The sequence below is a fragment of the Streptomyces sp. NBC_00597 genome, assembly GCF_041431095.1.
Lineage (GTDB): Bacteria > Actinomycetota > Actinomycetes > Streptomycetales > Streptomycetaceae > Streptomyces.
The window spans coordinates 576539-592266 of record NZ_CP107758.1; the positions used below are offsets into that span (position 1 = coordinate 576539).

General features: G+C 69.9%; 16 protein-coding genes and 2 pseudogenes. 12 read left to right on the forward strand and 6 right to left on the reverse strand.

Translation table 11 applies throughout. The annotated features are described in order from the left end of the window. Positions 1-3: 3 nt before the first annotated feature. A complete protein-coding gene (locus OG974_RS32255) occupies positions 4-345 on the reverse strand; it encodes a HopJ type III effector protein (RefSeq protein WP_327286433.1) in 342 nt (113 codons plus the stop codon). Positions 346-644: 299 nt separating this feature from the next. On the opposite strand from OG974_RS32255, the gene ligA reads away from it, so the two are divergent. Continuing rightward, positions 645-2684 carry an NAD-dependent DNA ligase LigA gene (ligA, locus tag OG974_RS32260; RefSeq protein ID WP_331735354.1) on the forward strand — a complete coding sequence of 680 codons (2040 nt, stop codon included), beginning with the start codon at positions 645-647 and terminating at the stop codon, positions 2682-2684. 149 nt (positions 2685-2833) lie between these two features. On the opposite strand, the pseudogene OG974_RS32265 reads toward ligA, so the two are convergent. Together OG974_RS32265 and OG974_RS32270 are read right to left on the reverse strand one after the other, a co-directional pair. Continuing rightward, a pseudogene (locus tag OG974_RS32265) lies at positions 2834-2965 on the reverse strand (IS630 family transposase); the annotation flags it as partial. Between the two features lie 244 nt (positions 2966-3209). After that, on the reverse strand, positions 3210-3920 hold the full coding sequence (locus OG974_RS32270) for an SDR family NAD(P)-dependent oxidoreductase (protein WP_329316951.1): 711 nt from the start codon (positions 3918-3920) through the stop codon (positions 3210-3212). A gap of 103 nt (positions 3921-4023) precedes the next feature. On the opposite strand from OG974_RS32270, the gene OG974_RS32275 reads away from it, so the two are divergent. Further along, positions 4024-4860, forward strand: coding sequence for a helix-turn-helix transcriptional regulator (locus OG974_RS32275; RefSeq protein WP_329316953.1), 837 nt, complete (start codon positions 4024-4026; stop codon positions 4858-4860). Positions 4861-5236: 376 nt separating this feature from the next. Here the strand turns inward: OG974_RS32275 and OG974_RS32280 are convergent, their stop codons facing one another. Then, on the reverse strand, positions 5237-6181 hold the full coding sequence (locus tag OG974_RS32280) for a LysR family transcriptional regulator (RefSeq protein ID WP_331735360.1): 945 nt from the start codon (positions 6179-6181) through the stop codon (positions 5237-5239). Between the two features lie 115 nt (positions 6182-6296). Here OG974_RS32280 and OG974_RS32285 point away from each other — a divergent pair, with 115 nt between their 5' ends. From OG974_RS32285 to OG974_RS32305, 5 genes are all read left to right on the forward strand, one after another. Beyond that, positions 6297-7109 carry an inositol monophosphatase family protein gene (locus tag OG974_RS32285; RefSeq protein WP_331735481.1) on the forward strand — a complete coding sequence of 271 codons (813 nt, stop codon included), beginning with the start codon at positions 6297-6299 and terminating at the stop codon, positions 7107-7109. Between the two features lie 57 nt (positions 7110-7166). Then, positions 7167-7826, forward strand: a complete 660-nt coding sequence (locus tag OG974_RS32290) for an NAD(P)-binding domain-containing protein (RefSeq protein ID WP_329316958.1) — start codon at positions 7167-7169, stop codon at positions 7824-7826. A 489-nt stretch (positions 7827-8315) separates the two neighbouring features. Beyond that, the gene (locus tag OG974_RS32295; RefSeq protein ID WP_327286439.1) at positions 8316-8765 is read left to right on the forward strand and encodes a papain-like cysteine protease family protein; all 450 of its coding nucleotides are present in this window, start codon (positions 8316-8318) and stop codon (positions 8763-8765) included. Positions 8766-8775: 10 nt separating this feature from the next. After that, entirely contained in the window at positions 8776-9648 is an 873-nt protein-coding gene (locus tag OG974_RS32300) for a hypothetical protein (RefSeq protein ID WP_327286440.1), read from the forward strand. Between the two features lie 444 nt (positions 9649-10092). Then, complete coding sequence (locus tag OG974_RS32305) at positions 10093-11493, forward strand: cytochrome D1 domain-containing protein (protein WP_331735363.1); 1401 nt, start codon at positions 10093-10095, stop codon at positions 11491-11493. 223 nt (positions 11494-11716) lie between these two features. Here the strand turns inward: OG974_RS32305 and OG974_RS32310 are convergent. Next, a pseudogene (locus tag OG974_RS32310) lies at positions 11717-11881 on the reverse strand (site-specific integrase); the annotation flags it as partial. 287 nt (positions 11882-12168) lie between these two features. Between OG974_RS32310 and OG974_RS32315 the strand changes: the two are divergent. Both OG974_RS32315 and OG974_RS32320 read left to right on the forward strand, forming a co-directional pair. Further along, positions 12169-12576 (forward strand): Tn3 family transposase, encoded by a 408-nt coding sequence (locus OG974_RS32315; protein ID WP_327286442.1) that lies wholly within the window; start codon positions 12169-12171, stop codon positions 12574-12576. Then, entirely contained in the window at positions 12573-12917 is a 345-nt protein-coding gene (locus OG974_RS32320; RefSeq protein ID WP_331735366.1) for a hypothetical protein, read from the forward strand. Before OG974_RS32315 ends, OG974_RS32320 begins: the two co-directional genes overlap by 4 nt. An 11-nt stretch (positions 12918-12928) precedes the next feature. Here the strand turns inward: OG974_RS32320 and OG974_RS32325 are convergent, their stop codons facing one another. After that, positions 12929-13831 carry a LysR family transcriptional regulator gene (locus OG974_RS32325; protein ID WP_331735369.1) on the reverse strand — a complete coding sequence of 301 codons (903 nt, stop codon included), beginning with the start codon at positions 13829-13831 and terminating at the stop codon, positions 12929-12931. Positions 13832-14037: 206 nt separating this feature from the next. Between OG974_RS32325 and OG974_RS32330 the strand changes: the two genes are divergently transcribed. The 3 genes from OG974_RS32330 (at position 14038) to OG974_RS32340 (ending at position 15553) form a co-directional block, all read left to right on the forward strand. Then, positions 14038-14184, forward strand: coding sequence for a hypothetical protein (locus OG974_RS32330; protein ID WP_327286445.1), 147 nt, complete (start codon positions 14038-14040; stop codon positions 14182-14184). A 78-nt stretch (positions 14185-14262) separates the two neighbouring features. After that, positions 14263-14574 carry an EthD family reductase gene (locus tag OG974_RS32335; RefSeq protein WP_327286446.1) on the forward strand — a complete coding sequence of 104 codons (312 nt, stop codon included), beginning with the start codon at positions 14263-14265 and terminating at the stop codon, positions 14572-14574. Positions 14575-14683: 109 nt separating this feature from the next. Next, positions 14684-15553 (forward strand): PhzF family phenazine biosynthesis protein, encoded by an 870-nt coding sequence (locus OG974_RS32340; RefSeq protein ID WP_067380406.1) that lies wholly within the window; start codon positions 14684-14686, stop codon positions 15551-15553. Positions 15554-15728: the final 175 nt, after the last annotated feature.

The following is a 15728-nucleotide window of genomic DNA, read 5'->3' on the forward strand; positions in this document are numbered from 1 at the left end:
TGTTCAGCCCTTGCGGGCCAGCGGTGGCCCGGCGAAGCTCACCCCTGCCAGGCCATGGGCCATGAGGTTGCGAATGTTGCCGTGATCAGTGTCGTTCGGCGTTGCCAGCACATTGCGATAGTGCTCACCGAACGCCAGCAACACTTCCTGATCGCTCAGCCCTTCCAGCAGGGCCAGTCCCAGCGTCTTGCAGGAGCCCTCGTTCTCACCTGCGGCATTTGCCAGTTCCCCGTTGCGGAACGCCTGCGGCTGGTACTCGTAATGGGCGGCGACGAAGGCCAAGGTGTCGGCGAACTCGTGCTCACCTGACGCAAGGCTTGCCCGCAGCGGGTTCAGATCAGTCATGTCGGTTCCCCTGGGTTGGACAGACGATCCGATTGCCGCCCGTGACCGGACGACGATAGCCCCCTTGAGGCCAGCCGTAAGAATCGCGCCACATGTCGGAACGAGCGGCATCTCCGCAGGTCACGATGCGCGACTGTGAGACCCGCCCGAGACCCGTTTCGGTCCGGGCGATCGACCGGGAGGACGGTGCTGATCAACAGGCCGTTGCCGGTCCCGCCCGGTGTCAGGGCGGCTCGGTTGCGGTGGCAAGGCGGGGTCGGGCGGGGGCGTTGTCAGTGCGGGGCGGGATGATGACCTTCATGACCGAAAACAGTGCCCTGCTCTCTCCTGCTGCCTACGTGGAGGCCGTGACCACCGCCGTGGCGGCGTCGGCCGCGTACTACGGCGACGGGACCACCCCGCTCGGTGACGACGAGTACGACGGGCTGCTGCGCGCCATCGCGGCCTACGAGGAGACCCACCCGGACGAGGTGCTTGCCGAGTCGCCGACCGGGAAGGTGGCGGGCGGAGCTGTGCAGGGTGACGTGCCGCACTCGGTGCCGATGCTCTCCCTCGACAACGTCTTCGACGCCGATGAGCTCGCCGAGTGGGCCGCAGGGCTGGAACGGCGTCTCGGGCACCCCGTGGCCGGGTGGTGTGTGGAGCCGAAGCTCGACGGCCTCGCGGTGGCCGCCCGGTACCGGGGTGGTCGGCTCGTTCAGGTCCTCACCCGCGGCGACGGCTTGGCCGGCGAGGACATCACCCACGCCGCCGACGCCGTCCTCGGTCTGCCGCCGGTACTCACCGGGCCGATCGACGTCGAGTTGCGCGGCGAGGTGCTGCTGACGACCGCGCAGTTCGAGGAGGCCAACCGGATCCGGCTCGCCCACGAGGCCACGCCCTTCGCGCACCCGCGCAGCGGAGCGGCCGGCACCCTGCGGGCCAAGGACCGCCCCTACCGGATCGAGTTGACCTTCTTCGCCTACAGCGCGATCGGCCTGGACGACCTCGGCCACGTCGCTCTGCTGGAGAACCTGGCCGCGCTCGGCGCGAACACGGCCGCCAGCACGGCCGCCGCCCCGATGCGGTGCGAGACCGTGGAGCAGGTGCAGCAACGCATCGACGTGATCGCAGGCCTGCGCGGAGACCTGCCGTTCGGGATCGACGGTGTCGTCGTCAAGGCCGACACGGCCGAGGACCAGCGGCAGGCCGGCAACGGCTCGCGCGCCCCGAGGTGGGCGGTGGCCCGAAAACTGGCGGCCGAACACAAGGTGACGCGCCTTCTGGCGGTGGAGTGGAACGTCGGCCGGACCGGGATCATCGCCCCGCGCGCTGTCCTGGAGCCCGTGGTCATCGACGGGGTGACGGTCACCTACGCCACGCTTCACAATCCGTCCGATATCACACGTCGCGGGCTCATGATCGGCGACCAGGTGTTCGTGTACCGGGCCGGCGACGTGATCCCCCGGGTCGAGGCACCGCTGGACGACCAGCGCACCGGCGCCGAGAGCCCGATCGTCTTCCCCGAGGCCTGCCCCCGCTGTGGCGACGCGATCGACACCTCCGAGCAGCGGTGGCGGTGCGTGCGCGGCCGGAGCTGTCAGGTCGTGGCCTCGGTGATCTACGCGGCTGGCCGGGACCAGCTCGACATCGAAGGTCTCGGCGGCACGCGCGCGATCCAGCTGGTGGAGGCCGGTCTGGTCAAGGACGTCGCCGACCTGTTCACGCTGACCCGCGAGCAGCTCCTCGGTCTGGAGCGGATGGGCGAGACCAGCGCCACCAACCTCCTTGCCGCGATCGAGACCGCCCGCGGAGCCGCATTGAGCCGCGTGTTCTGCGCCCTCGGTGTCCGCGGCACCGGGCGCACGATGTCCCGCCGGATCGCAGCGCACTTCGGCTCGATGGCCGCGATCCGGGCCGCCGACGCGGACACGCTGGCCGGGGTCGACGGCATCGGCACGGAGAAGGCCCGGGTCGTTGCGGCCGAACTCGTCGAACTCGCCCCGCTCCTCGACAAGCTCCAGGCCCAGCAGGTCGGCACGCAGGTCACCGAGCCGCAAAAGCCCGCGACCGAGGCGAACGACGGCGAGGTCCCGGCGGGCGGCCCGCTGGCCGGACAGGCCGTCGTGGTAACCGGCTCCATGACCGGCCCCCTTGCGGTGTTGTCCCGGAACGAAATGAACGAGCTGATCGAGCGGGCCGGCGGAAAGGCATCCTCGTCGGTGTCCAAGCGCACCACCCTCCTGGTGGCGGGCGAGAAGGCCGGCTCCAAGCGCACCAAGGCCGAAGAACTGGGCATCCGCATCCTCGACCCCGAGGAATTCGCCGTCCTCGTCGCCGACCTCCTCCCCACCAGCTAGTGCTCTGACCGGGAAGGTTCACCGAGGTCAGTACGCTGAGCCCGGCTGCGGTGGACGAGGAGGTCGGGCATGACGCGGAGACTGTCGATGGACATGGCCGTGGGATTGCTTGAGGGCGAACTGGGGTCAGGGCAGCGAACGCTTGACGATCTGGTCACGGAAGAACTGCGGACGCGGACTCGTTCACGTCGTTGGGCGGCCAGGACGTCGGGGTGGCGGGCATTCTGGTTGCGCCAGCGCAGGTAGGCGTGCAGGGCCCGGGTCTGGACGCGAACGTGCGGTCCGGCCGCTGGTTGATCGCGTACTCGATCCTGGCCAGTTTGGCGTCGAAGTCCGGGTCGGGGGACTCCTTCCAGGTCTTCGTGCGTTGGAAGGAGACCCCGCTCTACGAAGCGTGCCTGCACCTGCTCGACGATGCCGCCGAGCCGTACCGGCCCCACCCGGACCCGGAGGGACCAGCCGCACGGTGCTGGCCAGGGGACGGACCACCGCACCGCCGAGGCGTTCCTGTGCTTCCCTGACGGGTCACCAGGGCACCGGGCCGGTGGCGCCGGTGAAGGCAGGGCTCGGCGCGCCGGAGCCGGCGGTGGCAGCCGTGACGATCACAGCGGCGCCTTCTTCTACGCTCTGGGTGCCCTGGTGGCCGTTGAGGTCGGTCGCGGTGAAGCCGGGGTCGACGGAGGTGACGCTGATCTGTGGGAACGCCTGCGCATAAACGACTGTCAGCATGTTCAGGGCGGCCTTGGAGGAGTTGTAGGCCAGCAGCGGTGCCCACGCGGTGAGGATGCCGGTGTGGGCGGCCGGGGCGGCGTTGATCGCCAGTGAGCCCAGGCTGCTGGAGACGTTCACGATCGCGGGCCGGGCAGCCTCCTGCAACAGGGGCAGGAACGCGCGTGTGGTGCGCACCGCGCCGAAGACGTTGGTGTCGAACACCCGCTGCAGGTCGGCCGCGGTCAGCTCGCCAACGGGCGCGGGCGGTCCGGCGATGCCCGCGTTATTGACGAGCACGTCTACCCGCCCCGCCTCGGCCTGGACCAGGGCAGCGGCAGCGGCCACGGACGCGTCGTCGGTGATGTCGATCAGCAGCGGCCGGGCTCCGAGGGCCTTGGCGGCCCGCTCGCAGCGATGAGCGTCTCGGGCGCCGGCATAGACGGTGTGACCCTGCTCGATCAGACGGCGGGCCGTTTCGTACCCGAGGCCCTTGTTGGCCCCGGTGATCACAGTGACTGTTGTCATGGCAGTCAGCCTGCGCCATACGGAGACACCGAGGGAGAGCCCTCTCCAGCAGGGGGTCGGCCAGTACCAGGCTGTTCCCGCAGACACGACGGACAATGGATGCGTGAACGACGACCCCGCAGGCCTAGGTCAGGCCCTGCGCCACTGGCGCGACCGCACCAGCCCCCAGGACCTCGGCCTCCCACTCGGCGGTGTCCGCCGCGCACCTGGGCTGCGGCGCGAAGAACTCGCACAGCTCGCCGGCCTCTCCGTCGACTACGTCACCCGCCTCGAACGAGGCCGCGCCACCTCACCCTCCCCTCAAGTGCTGGCCGCCCTCTCCCGCGCCTTGCGCCTGACAGGCACCGAACGCGACCACCTCCATCTGCTCGCTGGCCAGGCTCCGACCGCCACCGGCCAGATCTCCGCCCACATCCCGCCCAGCGTCCAGCGCCTCCTCGACCAGCTGCGCGCCACCCCGCTCAGCGTCCACGACGCCGCCTGGAACCTCATCTCCTGGAACCCGCTGTGGGCCGCCCTCGTCGGCGACCCCTCCCCGTGGCGCGGCCGCGAGGCCAACATCGCCTGGCGGCACTTCACCGACCGGGCCACCCGCGTCACCCACACCCACGACCAGCAGATGCGCTTCGAGACCGCACTCGTCTCCGACCTGCGCTCCACCGCCGCCCGCTACCCCGAGGACAAGCCGCTCAGATCACTGATCACCGACCTGCGCCGCGCCAGCGTCCGCTTCAACGACGGGTGGGACTCCCACACCGTCGGCTTCCACACCTCTGACAGCAAGACCGTCCACCATCCCGACCTCGGGCCCGTCACCGTCGACTGCGACACCCTCACCACCCCCGGAAACGACCTGCGCATCGCCGTCCTCTCCGCGCCGGCGGGAACCGGAACGGCTGCCCAGTTCGACCTCCTCTCCGCCATGGGCAGCCAGGCCTGACGGTCGGTCGTGTTTTGCCGTCGTGTAGGGACCGTCGCGGCGGCTGGGAACGGCCCTTTGTCGGATGAGTTGGGCAGCCTGGTGTCGGTGCAGAAGGCGGCGGCCGCCTTGGGCACCAGTGGTTCGGCGGTGGTTCGGCGGTCCGCAGTCTCCTCGTGCACTACAACCGCCCGTGAAGGGGAGCCCTGCCGGCTGTCCATGGCGGTGGGGCCGACAGGCCGGGTGTGAGGCGTCGGCAGGTGTCGCTCCGCTGCGCAACGGCCGGGGGTGGTGCAGGCGTTGGCTTCCCGGGGTGGTGAGGTGCCGTTTCGGCCATTCGCGGCGACTGGCCGAAACGGGAGTCAGCTGCCGCGGGGCCTTTCCCCGGGCGTATCGGTCACGGCCCGGTCCGGTTGGTGAGGGGCTGTGGTGAGGCGGTCGGTGGTGCGAAGAGTGCCTGGACGGTTTCGGTGGCCAGGTCTCGCAGCCAGGTGTGGGCGCGGTCGTCGTCGTAGCGCTGGTGCCACACCAGGTACAGGGGGACGTCGGGCAGTGGGAGTGGCGGCGGCAGTGTGGCGAGGCCGAGTTGTTCCCGGGCTGTGCGGGTGACCGCGTCGGGGAGGGTGACGACCAGGTCCGTGTCGAGGGCGAGTTGCAGTGCGAAGGCGGCGGTGGGACCGGCGGCGACGACGCGTCGTTCGAGGCCGCGGGTGGTCAGGGCGTCGTCGATCGCGTCGCGCAGGCTTCCGCGTCGCGAAACGGTGAGGTGTTCGGCGGCTGCGTAGCGCTCGATGCTCAGCGGGCCTTCGGTGAGGGGGTGGCCTGGTCGGACGGCGACGACCAGTCGGTCGCTGCCGACGTGGCGGTGGCGGATGTCGGGGAGCGTCGGAGCGCTGGAGCTCGATTCGAGGTCGACCTCACCCCGGCGCAGCTCGGCGTCGTCCGTCCCGGGTTCGGCCGACAGGCGCAGCCGGACGCCGGGGGCCCGGCGGTGGACGGCGGTGATCAGGGCGGTGCCGCAGGCTGCGGTCAGGGCGTCGTGCCAGCGCACGGTGAACACCCGGTCCAGAGCCGCCAGGTCGAGTTCCTGCTGCGCGGACAGAAGGTGGTGGGCCTGCTGTACGAGGGCGTGGACCTGGGCGCGCATGGCCAGCGCGCGGGTGGTGGGGACCATGCTGCGGCCGGTGCGGACCAGGATCTGGTCACCGGTGGCTTTGCGGATGCGGCCCAGGGAGCGGCTCATCGCCGGTGCGGTCACGTGGAGGCGTGCTGCGGCGCCGGCGACGCTGCCCTCTTCCAGCAGGGCGTCCAGGGCCGTGAGCAGGTTCAGATCCAGTTGCATGGCAGTAAGTCTATAAGTGAATAGCATGCACTTGTTGTTAATGATCTGGAGATCTACCTTCGAAGTGCGGGCGCGGGACAAGCCGCACGCAGACATCGAACCCAGGGAGCCCACCATGAGCACAGCCATGCCTTTTGCCGCCGGCACGACGCTCTTGGGCGACGTGACAGCCGCGGTGGAGACCGCCGGCGTCACCCTGCGCGAGCGCTACAGCCCGCACGCCCGGGGCGTGAGCCTGGACGAGGTCGTCGCCGAGATCCACGCGAACGACGGCGCGGTGCTGGACGTACTGCGGGAACCCCTGTTGCGGGCCCGGGCCGGATCGCGTTGGGCCGAGGACGAGCTGGCCGGCGGCGCGCTCCCGCCCGGGGAGTGGTGGGTCGTCGACCCCGCCGAGGGCAACATCAACCACGTCCACGGCATGGAGGACTGGGCGGTCACCGCCACGCTGGTCCGCGACAACCAGCCGGTGCTCACCGTCGTCCATCTGCCGTTGACCGGCGACACCTACACCGCTGTCGCCGGCGGCGGTGCCCGCCTGGGCGGCCGGCCCCTGAAGGCGTCCGCCAAGACCGATATGGGCGCCGCGCTCGTCGGCACCGGCCAGGCCAAGCCCGGCGAGGACACGGACACCTACCGGAAGATCGGCGAGTCGGTCACCGCCATGCTCACGGGCGGACTCGTCGTGCGGCTGTCCGTTCCCGCCACGATGCAGCTCATCCACGTCGCCGCCGGACGCACGGACGCCTTCTACCAGTTCTCCGACGTCCGCTCCGGCCTGGTGGCCGGCGCGCTGCTGGTGTCCGAAGCCGGAGGCACCGTCACCGACCTGGCGGGCGAGCCCTGGAACACGGGCAGCCGCGACTTCCTGGCCGCCGCCCCCGGCATCCACGCCGCCGCCCTCGACATCCTGTCGCCGATCGCCTGACCGCGCGGCGACCCCGTTTCCCTTCCTCCCGCCCTACCCCGCAAGGAGCACCACCTCATGACCAGCATCGGCATCCTGGGCACCGGCCGCGTCGGCACCAACCTCGCCGCCAAGCTCGCCGCGACCGGGCACCACGTCATCCTCGGCCACCGCAGCCAGGCGGAGCAGTCCGCCCCGGAGCGACTCGCCGGACCCACCCGCGACGTCGACTCCCGCATCTCCCACGCTGACCAGCGCACCGCCGCCCGCACATCGGAAATCGTGATCAACGCGACGCCCGGCGACAGTGCTCTGGACCGTCTCACCGGCCTGCGCACTGAGCTCGCCGGGAAGATCCTCATCGACGTCGCCAACGCCACCCACGACGTCGATGGTTTGCCCGGCGACCTGTGCTACCCAGGCAGCAGCCTCGCCGAGCGGCTCCAGGCCGCCCTGCCCGACACCCGCGTGGTCAAGACGCTGAACACCATGCTGTTCATGGTGATGACCGCCCCCGACCTCCTGGCCACGCCACCGACCGTTTATGTCTCGGGCGACGACGAGGAGGCGAAGGAGACCGTCACCGGCCTGCTCGGCGACTTGGGCTGGCGACCTGCATGGATCGAGGACCTGGGGGACGTCACCACAGCCCGCGCCACTGAGGCCATGATCCTGGTCGTGCCGCACATCCTGCGCCGAAACGGCTTCAAGCCCTTCGCCGTCTCCCTCGCCCGATGAATTACCACATGGCCGGCAGCGGGCCCGTGGCCTGTGTTCGCTGCCCACCTCGGCGGCCCGGGCTTCGACTACGCCTCCGTGCGCTCAAGAGGCTCTCACCCAGCCGTCGTCCCAAGGATCCGAGACGGATCCTGCGGCACACCGAGGGACAACGGTGTCGATCGAGCCGCGTTCGGTGGCGCCCGACTGCACGACCGTTTATCACGGGGCAACGCCCGCCTCAACCGGAACAGCCTTTACAGCATGATGAAACGATAATTAATCAGTAGGGGTTGAATCGATGCGCATCCCCTATGACTTCGACATGCTGCCCTGTCATATTCGTGCCAGATTTCCCGCTCATCTCGTTGCACCCGTCAGGGGGAAGGCAGGAACATGGGCAAATTCAGGTGCGGAACTGCGGCGTCGGCCATTGTGCTGGCCGCCTTGGGATCGCTCGCGGCCGCAGGAGGCACAGCTCACGCGGAAGCGGGTCAGGACACCATCAGTATGCTGAAGCAGGAGAAGACCCAGTGGTGCTGGGTCGCCTCCGGGCTGACCATCGCCAAGTTCCAGGGCTTCGGCTCCACACAGGCTGACTTTTGCAATCGGGCCCAGCCCTACTACGGCTGCAACAACCAGCCCGCCACGCTCGACGACATGGCCAAGGGCTGGAGCAGTCTCGGCATGGCCCACACCGGCTCGGGCCTGAGCAGTGCGGCCACGTTCAACCAGGTGTACACCGATGTGAAGGCGGCCCGTCCGATCGGCGCCCGCATCGGGTGGACGTCCGGCGGCGGCCACATGAACGTGGTCTACGGCTTCGACACGTCGAACAGCACGATCGCCGTGGCCGACCCGTGGCCGGATACCACCACGTATACGTGGTGGAACTACAACGACTACGTGAGCAACAGCTCGTCCAAGTGGACACACTCCCGCATCGGCATCTCCCGCTAAGGCAGGCGACATGCGCGACACTGAAATGTCCGGCAAGCGGGGGGATTCCCGCTTCTCCCGCCTGTCCATCGTCATCGCACTGAGTGCGTCCGCACTGCTGTCCGTCGTCGGCCCGGCCCATGCGGCTCCGGTCAAGGACCCGCTCCCGGCCGACATCCCCGACTATCAGGCCGCCCTCAACGCGGTGAAGTCCATCGATGTCCGCAACGCCGTCTGCCGCTTCTTGCTCACTCCGGTGCCCACCGGCGGTACCGGCGGGCAGGTGCAGACGTTGCCCGAAACGGCCGAACCGTGCCAGGACCTCCCCGCCTTCACGATCAAGGACCCGGTGGCACGGAACGAGATCACCCCCGGGTTCGTCGCGGGCACCGCCAAGCCACTGCCCACCGAGGCGATCAAGCTGACCCAGCTGGTCTCCTCGCTAAGCATCACCGTCAACGGCCGCAACGCAACGGTCATGCTCGCCCCCACCCAGGGCGGCGGCTGGCACCTGGCGGCCGTTCGTGACGGCGACAGCGACGCCACGTACGCGGGCAAGGCCACCCTGGGGACGCTGGTCTTCACCGAGCCGCAGATCCGCGGCTGGTACCAGCTCAAGCTCACCACCGTCGAGCCACTCAACGACGAGGCCCGGCAAGGCTTGGGCGGACAGGCGTCGATGTCGCTCAGCGACTACCAGAAGCTGGTCAAGGCCCGCTACGCCGATAAGTTGCCCGGCTCGGAGTACGACACCAACGGCTACTCCAGCGGCTACAGTCCCCAGCGCAAGGCGGACGATGCCGCGGACTCCACCCTGCTACTCGCTGGCGCGTCCAGTGCGGCACTCGCCCTCGCAGGCGGGGCCGTCTTCCTCCGCCGACGCTGGCGCGTAAGCACCCGCTGAAGCCGATCCGGTACGCCCCCTGCCTCCATCCCGGTCCGGCCGGACCCACTCCGGCCGGACCATGTCCTGCACCGCGGTCCACGGACCGGCGTGTCGGCGTGCCAGGGGGTTTTCCCGTTCAGCGCGGACGGGCGGCTCACCGTGCCTGGGTCCAGTCGCCCGCCTCCGTGCCCGGAACCTCCGGTTCGGTCGCGGCACCGGACCGGGTGCGGTCTCGGTGGGGCGCACGAACGTCCAGGCGACCGCCCCGGCCCGTGGTCGGGGCGGTCGCGTGTCCCCACCATACTAAATATGATGAGCTGTCATAATTCGTCCCGTTCTGTCAGTCCGGTCGGGAGGATTGCTGTGACTATCTGTCAAACCGTGAGAGGGGTGGGCGCGCAGGAGGCCCTACCGTCGTCGGCGCCGCCTGGTCTTCGAGTGCGTTGCTCGTGGTGGGGTGGGTTGCTGCGGGCGCTGGTGGCAGGTCTCGTCCTAGTGGCCGGCCTGGCCCTGCCCATGGTGGCCCCGCAGCCCGCCCAGGCCGTGCCGCCCGGCACCTACGCCTACGTCGTCAACTTCCAAGATGACACGGTGTCGGTGATCAACACAGCGACGAACACGGTGGTGGTCACGGTTCCCGTCGGCAATGAGCCGTGGGAAGTGGCGGTGTCGCCGGACGGCACCCGCGCCTACGTCACCAACCGCACCGATGGCACGGTGTCCGTGATCGACACCGCGACCGACACGGTCGTCGCCACCGTCCCCGTCGGCCTTGAGCCCCTGGGGGTGGCGGTGTCGCCGGACAGCACCCGCGCCTACGTCACCAACTTCAGCGCCGACACGGTGTCCGTGATCAACACCGCGACGAACACGGTCGTCGCCACCATCCCCGTCGGCGATGCTCCCATCGGGGTGGCAGTGTCGCCGAACGGCACCCGCGCCTACATCACCAATTCCGACGCCAACACGGTGTCCGTGATCAACACCGCCACCAACACCGTCGTCGCCACCATCCCCGTCGGCGACTACCCGTTCGGGGTGGCGGTGTCGCCGGACAGCACCCGCGCCTACGTCACCAATTCCAACGCCGACACGGTGTCCGTGATCAACACGGCGACGAACACGGTCGTGGCCACCGTCCCCGTCGGCGACGTGCCCCAGGGGGTGGCGGTGTCGCGGGACGGCACCCGCGCCTATGTCGTCAACGCCGACGACGACACGGTGTCCGTGATCAACACGGCGACGAACACGGTCGTGGCCACCGTCCCCGTCGGCGATGCGCCTCGCGAGGTGGCGGTGTCGCCGGACGACACCCGCGCCTACGTCACCAACGCCAACGACGACACGGTGTCCGTGATCAACACCGCCACCAACACCGTCGTGGCCACTGTCCCCGTCGGTGACCTCCCGTTCGGGGTGGCGATCGGGGTCGTGCCAGCGCCGGCGCTGACCTGCGCGACCGCCACGGCCACCATCACCGGCACCAATCGCAACGACGTCCTGACCGGCACCCCCGGCGACGACGTGATCTTCGCTCTGGCCGGGAACGACGTGGTCGACGGCCGCGGCGGCAACGACCTGATCTGCGGCGGCGACGGCAACGACGTGCTGTCCGGCGGCGACGGCAACGACCGCGTCGAGGGCGGCAACGGCAACGACTCCCTCACCGGCGGCAACGGCAACGACACCCTCATCGGCGGCAACGGAAACGACTCCCTGGCCGGCGGCGCGGGCAACGACGCCAACGATGGCGGCCCCGGCAACGACGCTCTCAACGGCGGTGCCGGTACCAACACCAACGACGGCGGAGCCGGCCACAACAGCTGCACCAGCCCGACCACCGGAACCGGCTGCAACACCTGATCAACGATCACCAGAAACGGGCCCCGGCACGTCCCTCGCCGCAGCGGCGACCGACGCCCGGGGCCCGTTTTCGACGCTCCGCGACACAGCCCGTCAGGGGGCCTACTTCGCGCTCCGAAACCCTGCCGGCTAGGCACATTCAGCGTGGTTGCGCGGCTCATCGATCAGTGCCAGGTCGCGACTTGATCGACTGGGGGCAGGTCCACCAACCTGCCCCCATCGCTCACCTGACCGATGGGAGCCCGCCGGCGGCTCCGTCGCCGGGCCCGTCTCCGTTCCGCTCCCAGATCAGTCCGTCGACCTGTCGGGCCACGTCGTTCCGGACCGAGTCGACCATGTGTTGGTACCGCGCGGCCATGGCCGTGGTGGACCACCCCATCAGTCCCATTTCGACACACCCGACGACCTCGACCGCAAACTCCGCCGCGAGTTACGCAGGATCCAACTCCGGCCCCACCTGATCGACGGCTGCCTCACCGCCACCAACCTGACCATCGACCCACCGACCCCACCCTGAAAACCTCAGTAATGGGGGCCGTGCGCGTGGGAAGGAGGGCCTCGGGGAGGCGGCGGGACACCACCGAAGCGATAGCGACGCATTCGAGCCCGGCAAGCCCGGGATCCCCGCCCGGGACGCTGTGCGCACGGCGGCGAAACCGACGAGGCACGACCGCTGTGGGGGGCGCTGAAGGCCGGGCAAGCGAGATCCACGGCGGGCTCCAGGTCGAGGAGAACTGGAACAGCGCGAACACGGTGCTCCACTACGGCAAGGTCGGCGCCCTGACCGGCCCGGACAAGGAGCACGCCGAGACGTCGATGCTCGCCCTGCACCTGCACCTGCTCCAGTCCGCGCTCGTGCACGTCAACACCCTGCTGGTGCAGCAGGTCCTGGCCGAGCCAGCGTGGGCGAAGAAGCTCACCGGCGAGGACCGGCGCGGCCTGACCGCCCTGTTCTGGTCCAACGTCAACCCGTACGGAACGTTCCGCCTCGACATGGACAAGTGCCTCGACGTGGGGCTGCCCACTGCCGTGCCCCGCCCCCGCACTACCCCCTCCGCTCGACCGACCACGGAGCCACGATGAAGGACTTCGCCGACCGCACTGACCCCCGGATGAACGAGGCCGCACGGCGCGCCCTCGACCTGACGCGCGCCTACGTCGCACGCGACCGCACCGCGATCGTCGAGCACCTCGCGGACCTGGAGGAGGACCAGCTGACGTTCGCCGGAGGCGTGCTCATCACGATGTACAACGACATCCGCGAGGTCCTGCGGAACACCGGGCGCCCGCACAATCCGGCGACCGTGGTGCGCGCGGTCGACGCGGTGGCCCGGTTCGCGCCGACCGAACACGAGTTCGCCGTCACCACGGCCGCCCGGCGCAAGGTCTTCGGCCTCGCCACCGCAGACGTCCGTCTCGCTTGACCCCTTGCGCGTCAGTCCGGCAGCCAGTGCAGCTCGTGCGCCAGGGTTTTGGCGACGGCACGGATGCGGCGGTGTAGTGGCGACTGCTCGCGTGGGAGGACCAGGTGGAACGTCAGGCTGGGCGCGCCCCGCAGCGGTCGCCAGGTGAGACCGGCCGGTGATGCCGTGACCGCGGCTTCTCCGGCCGGGGCGAGGGTGACCCCGTCGCGCAGGTCGCGCTGAGACATGTCGAAAGAGACTGCGAGCGTGTGGAATCTGGGGTGTGGTCGGGTGTCTCGGAACAGTGCGGACAGCTGATCGTGGACCACGGGGTTGGCCGCACGGTCCGGGAGTCGCAGCGGATACGCGGCCGCGTCGGCGATCTCGATCTCCGGGTGTTCGGCCAGCGGATGGTGCTGCGCCAGCTGGACCCCGATGCGCTCACGCCGCAGCAGGAACCGGCGCACGCCACGGCCCGGCTGTTCACCGCGGGTGATCCCGGCATCGATGCGGCCGTCGGCGACCGCGGGGGAGATCTCCGGCGTCGCCATCGGGACCGCGCCGACCTGCAGTCCGCTGTTGCCGCGAATCAGCCCGTCCACCAGGGCCGGTGCCGTCTCGGCCCCGGCGCTGAGGCTGTATCCGATGCGCAGCGTGCCCAGTTCACCGGCTGCCGCGCTCCGGGCGGTGTCCCACGCCCGGTCCAGCGCCGCCAGCGCGGGCGGCGCGGACTCCGCCAAAGCCGCACCGGCCGTGGTCAATACGACGCTACGCGTGTTGCGGACCAGCAGGGCCGTACCGAGTTCCGCCTCCAATCGGCGCATCCGGGCGCTGAGTGCGGGCTGTGCGATACCGATCCGTGCGGCCGCGCGGGTGAAGTTCAAATCCCGCGCCAGCACCAGGAAGTACCGCAGGCTCACCGTATCCGGCGCCACGTGCCCTCCCTGCCGATTGATAACGATCCGTTCTGAGCCTATCCCGTACCGGTCTTTCCCTCGCCCGCACATCAAGCCCTAACCTGCGCATATGACGATCCAACTGACCGCAGTACTGGACATCGCACTCACGCACACCGCCGATTTCGAGTCCGCCCTCACGGCTCTCGCGAAGGCCGCGGCCACCGAGCCCGGTGTGCTCGACCATGGATTCTGGCGCGACCCGACCCACCCGGGCCCTCCCCGATGTCGTAGCCTTCGTCGGCGACCTCCCGCTGTGGCTGGCCACCGACTCCCACGCGCTCCTCGAAACCACCTCCGTCCTCACCCAGATCCCGATGCTCCGCACCTAGCGAGGTCGGCGGCAGTTCTTAGCAGGAGCTCCCAGGTCACCCGGAGTGTTACGGCCTCGTCTCTGGACGGAGGTCGTCATGCATAAGTTGGTGGTCCTGTATTCCAAGCCCGCAGACCCTGACCACTTCCGCGACTACTACGTGACCAACCACCTTCCACTGGTCATGAATTGGCCCGGCCTGCTTGCGTGGCGCTACAGCTTCGACGTGGCGGCGACCAAGGGAGAAGCGCCGTATTTCGCGGTCTTCGAAGGCGAGTTCGCTGACGCCGCCGCCATGGCCGCGGCGCAGGCGTCGCCGCAAGGCCAGCGGTTGGCCGCCGATGTCGCCAACTACGCCACCGGCGGTGCGGTCGTCATCCACTATCCGGTGCAGGACGGCACCGGCTGAGGCAGGCCGGTACGCTCCGGGACGCGTTCGGTCGGCCGTTGCGGCCAGGTCCGGCTATCGGCGGACGCCGTTCGCGGGTGCCGGTTCGTTGAGCGTCAAAGGTGGGCCGATGTCCTGGCCGGATGTCACGGTGGTTGATGCGTGCGTGCGGCGCGACGGCCGGGGCGGTAGCCCCACGTCCGTCACCGACGACGACCCGGCGGCGACGGACGCGGACCGGCGTGCGGTCGCTGCTGCGGCCGGCACCTCGCACGCGGCGTTCCTCGGCCCGGGACGGACGCCGGACGGTGGCTGGCCGGTCCGGTTCTTCACCGCCACCGCCGAACTGTCCGGCTGCGGCCACGGCACGGTTGCCGCGCAGGCCGTCCGGTTGACCCGCACCGCGCTGGGCGAGCTGAACGACCGCCAACACACCGGCGGGCGCACGTTCGACACCGTCGCGATCCGCCGCCCCGCCGGCATCGAGGTGTGGTTCGACCAGGGCCTCGTCGCGCTGCGTCACCCGGCACCGGACGAGCGCGCCGCGATCGTCGCCGCGCTCGGGCTCACCGCGGACGACCCGCATCCGACCGACGCGCCACGGATCGCCGCGCCCGGCGCACCACGCATGCTGGTACCGGTCCACGACCGGTCGGCGCTGCTCCGAGTCCACCCACACCTCGGCAGGCTGACAGCGGCGTGCCAGCGGTACGGGCTCCTCGGCTGTTTCGTGTACGTACCGCCGGTGGGCGACCGACCTGGTGCGGCGCGGATGTTCGCGCCGGCGATCGGTGTCGACGAGGACGTCGCCAACGCCAACAGCACCGGCTGCCTGGCCGCCCACCTGCTCGACACGACAGGGGCGCAGACGGTCGCGATCGAGGTGGAGCAGGGCGACACCCTCGGTCGACCGGCCAGCGTGCTCGCTTCGGCCCGACGCGGGCCGGCGGGCATCACGACCCGGGTCGGCGGGTTAGCGGTGGTCCGCGACGGACACTGAGGCGACGACTGGACCGTCCTCTTCTGCGATCCGCGCATGGGGCTGGGGCTGTCCGCTGCGGTCAAGCGTTGGCACCCGGTGGCGGGCGTCAGCGGGACGCGGTGCCGAGGGCGCGGCTGAGTGTCCATCGGGAGGCGCGCAATCGCTCATGAAACACCCGCCCGTGCCGCATCCC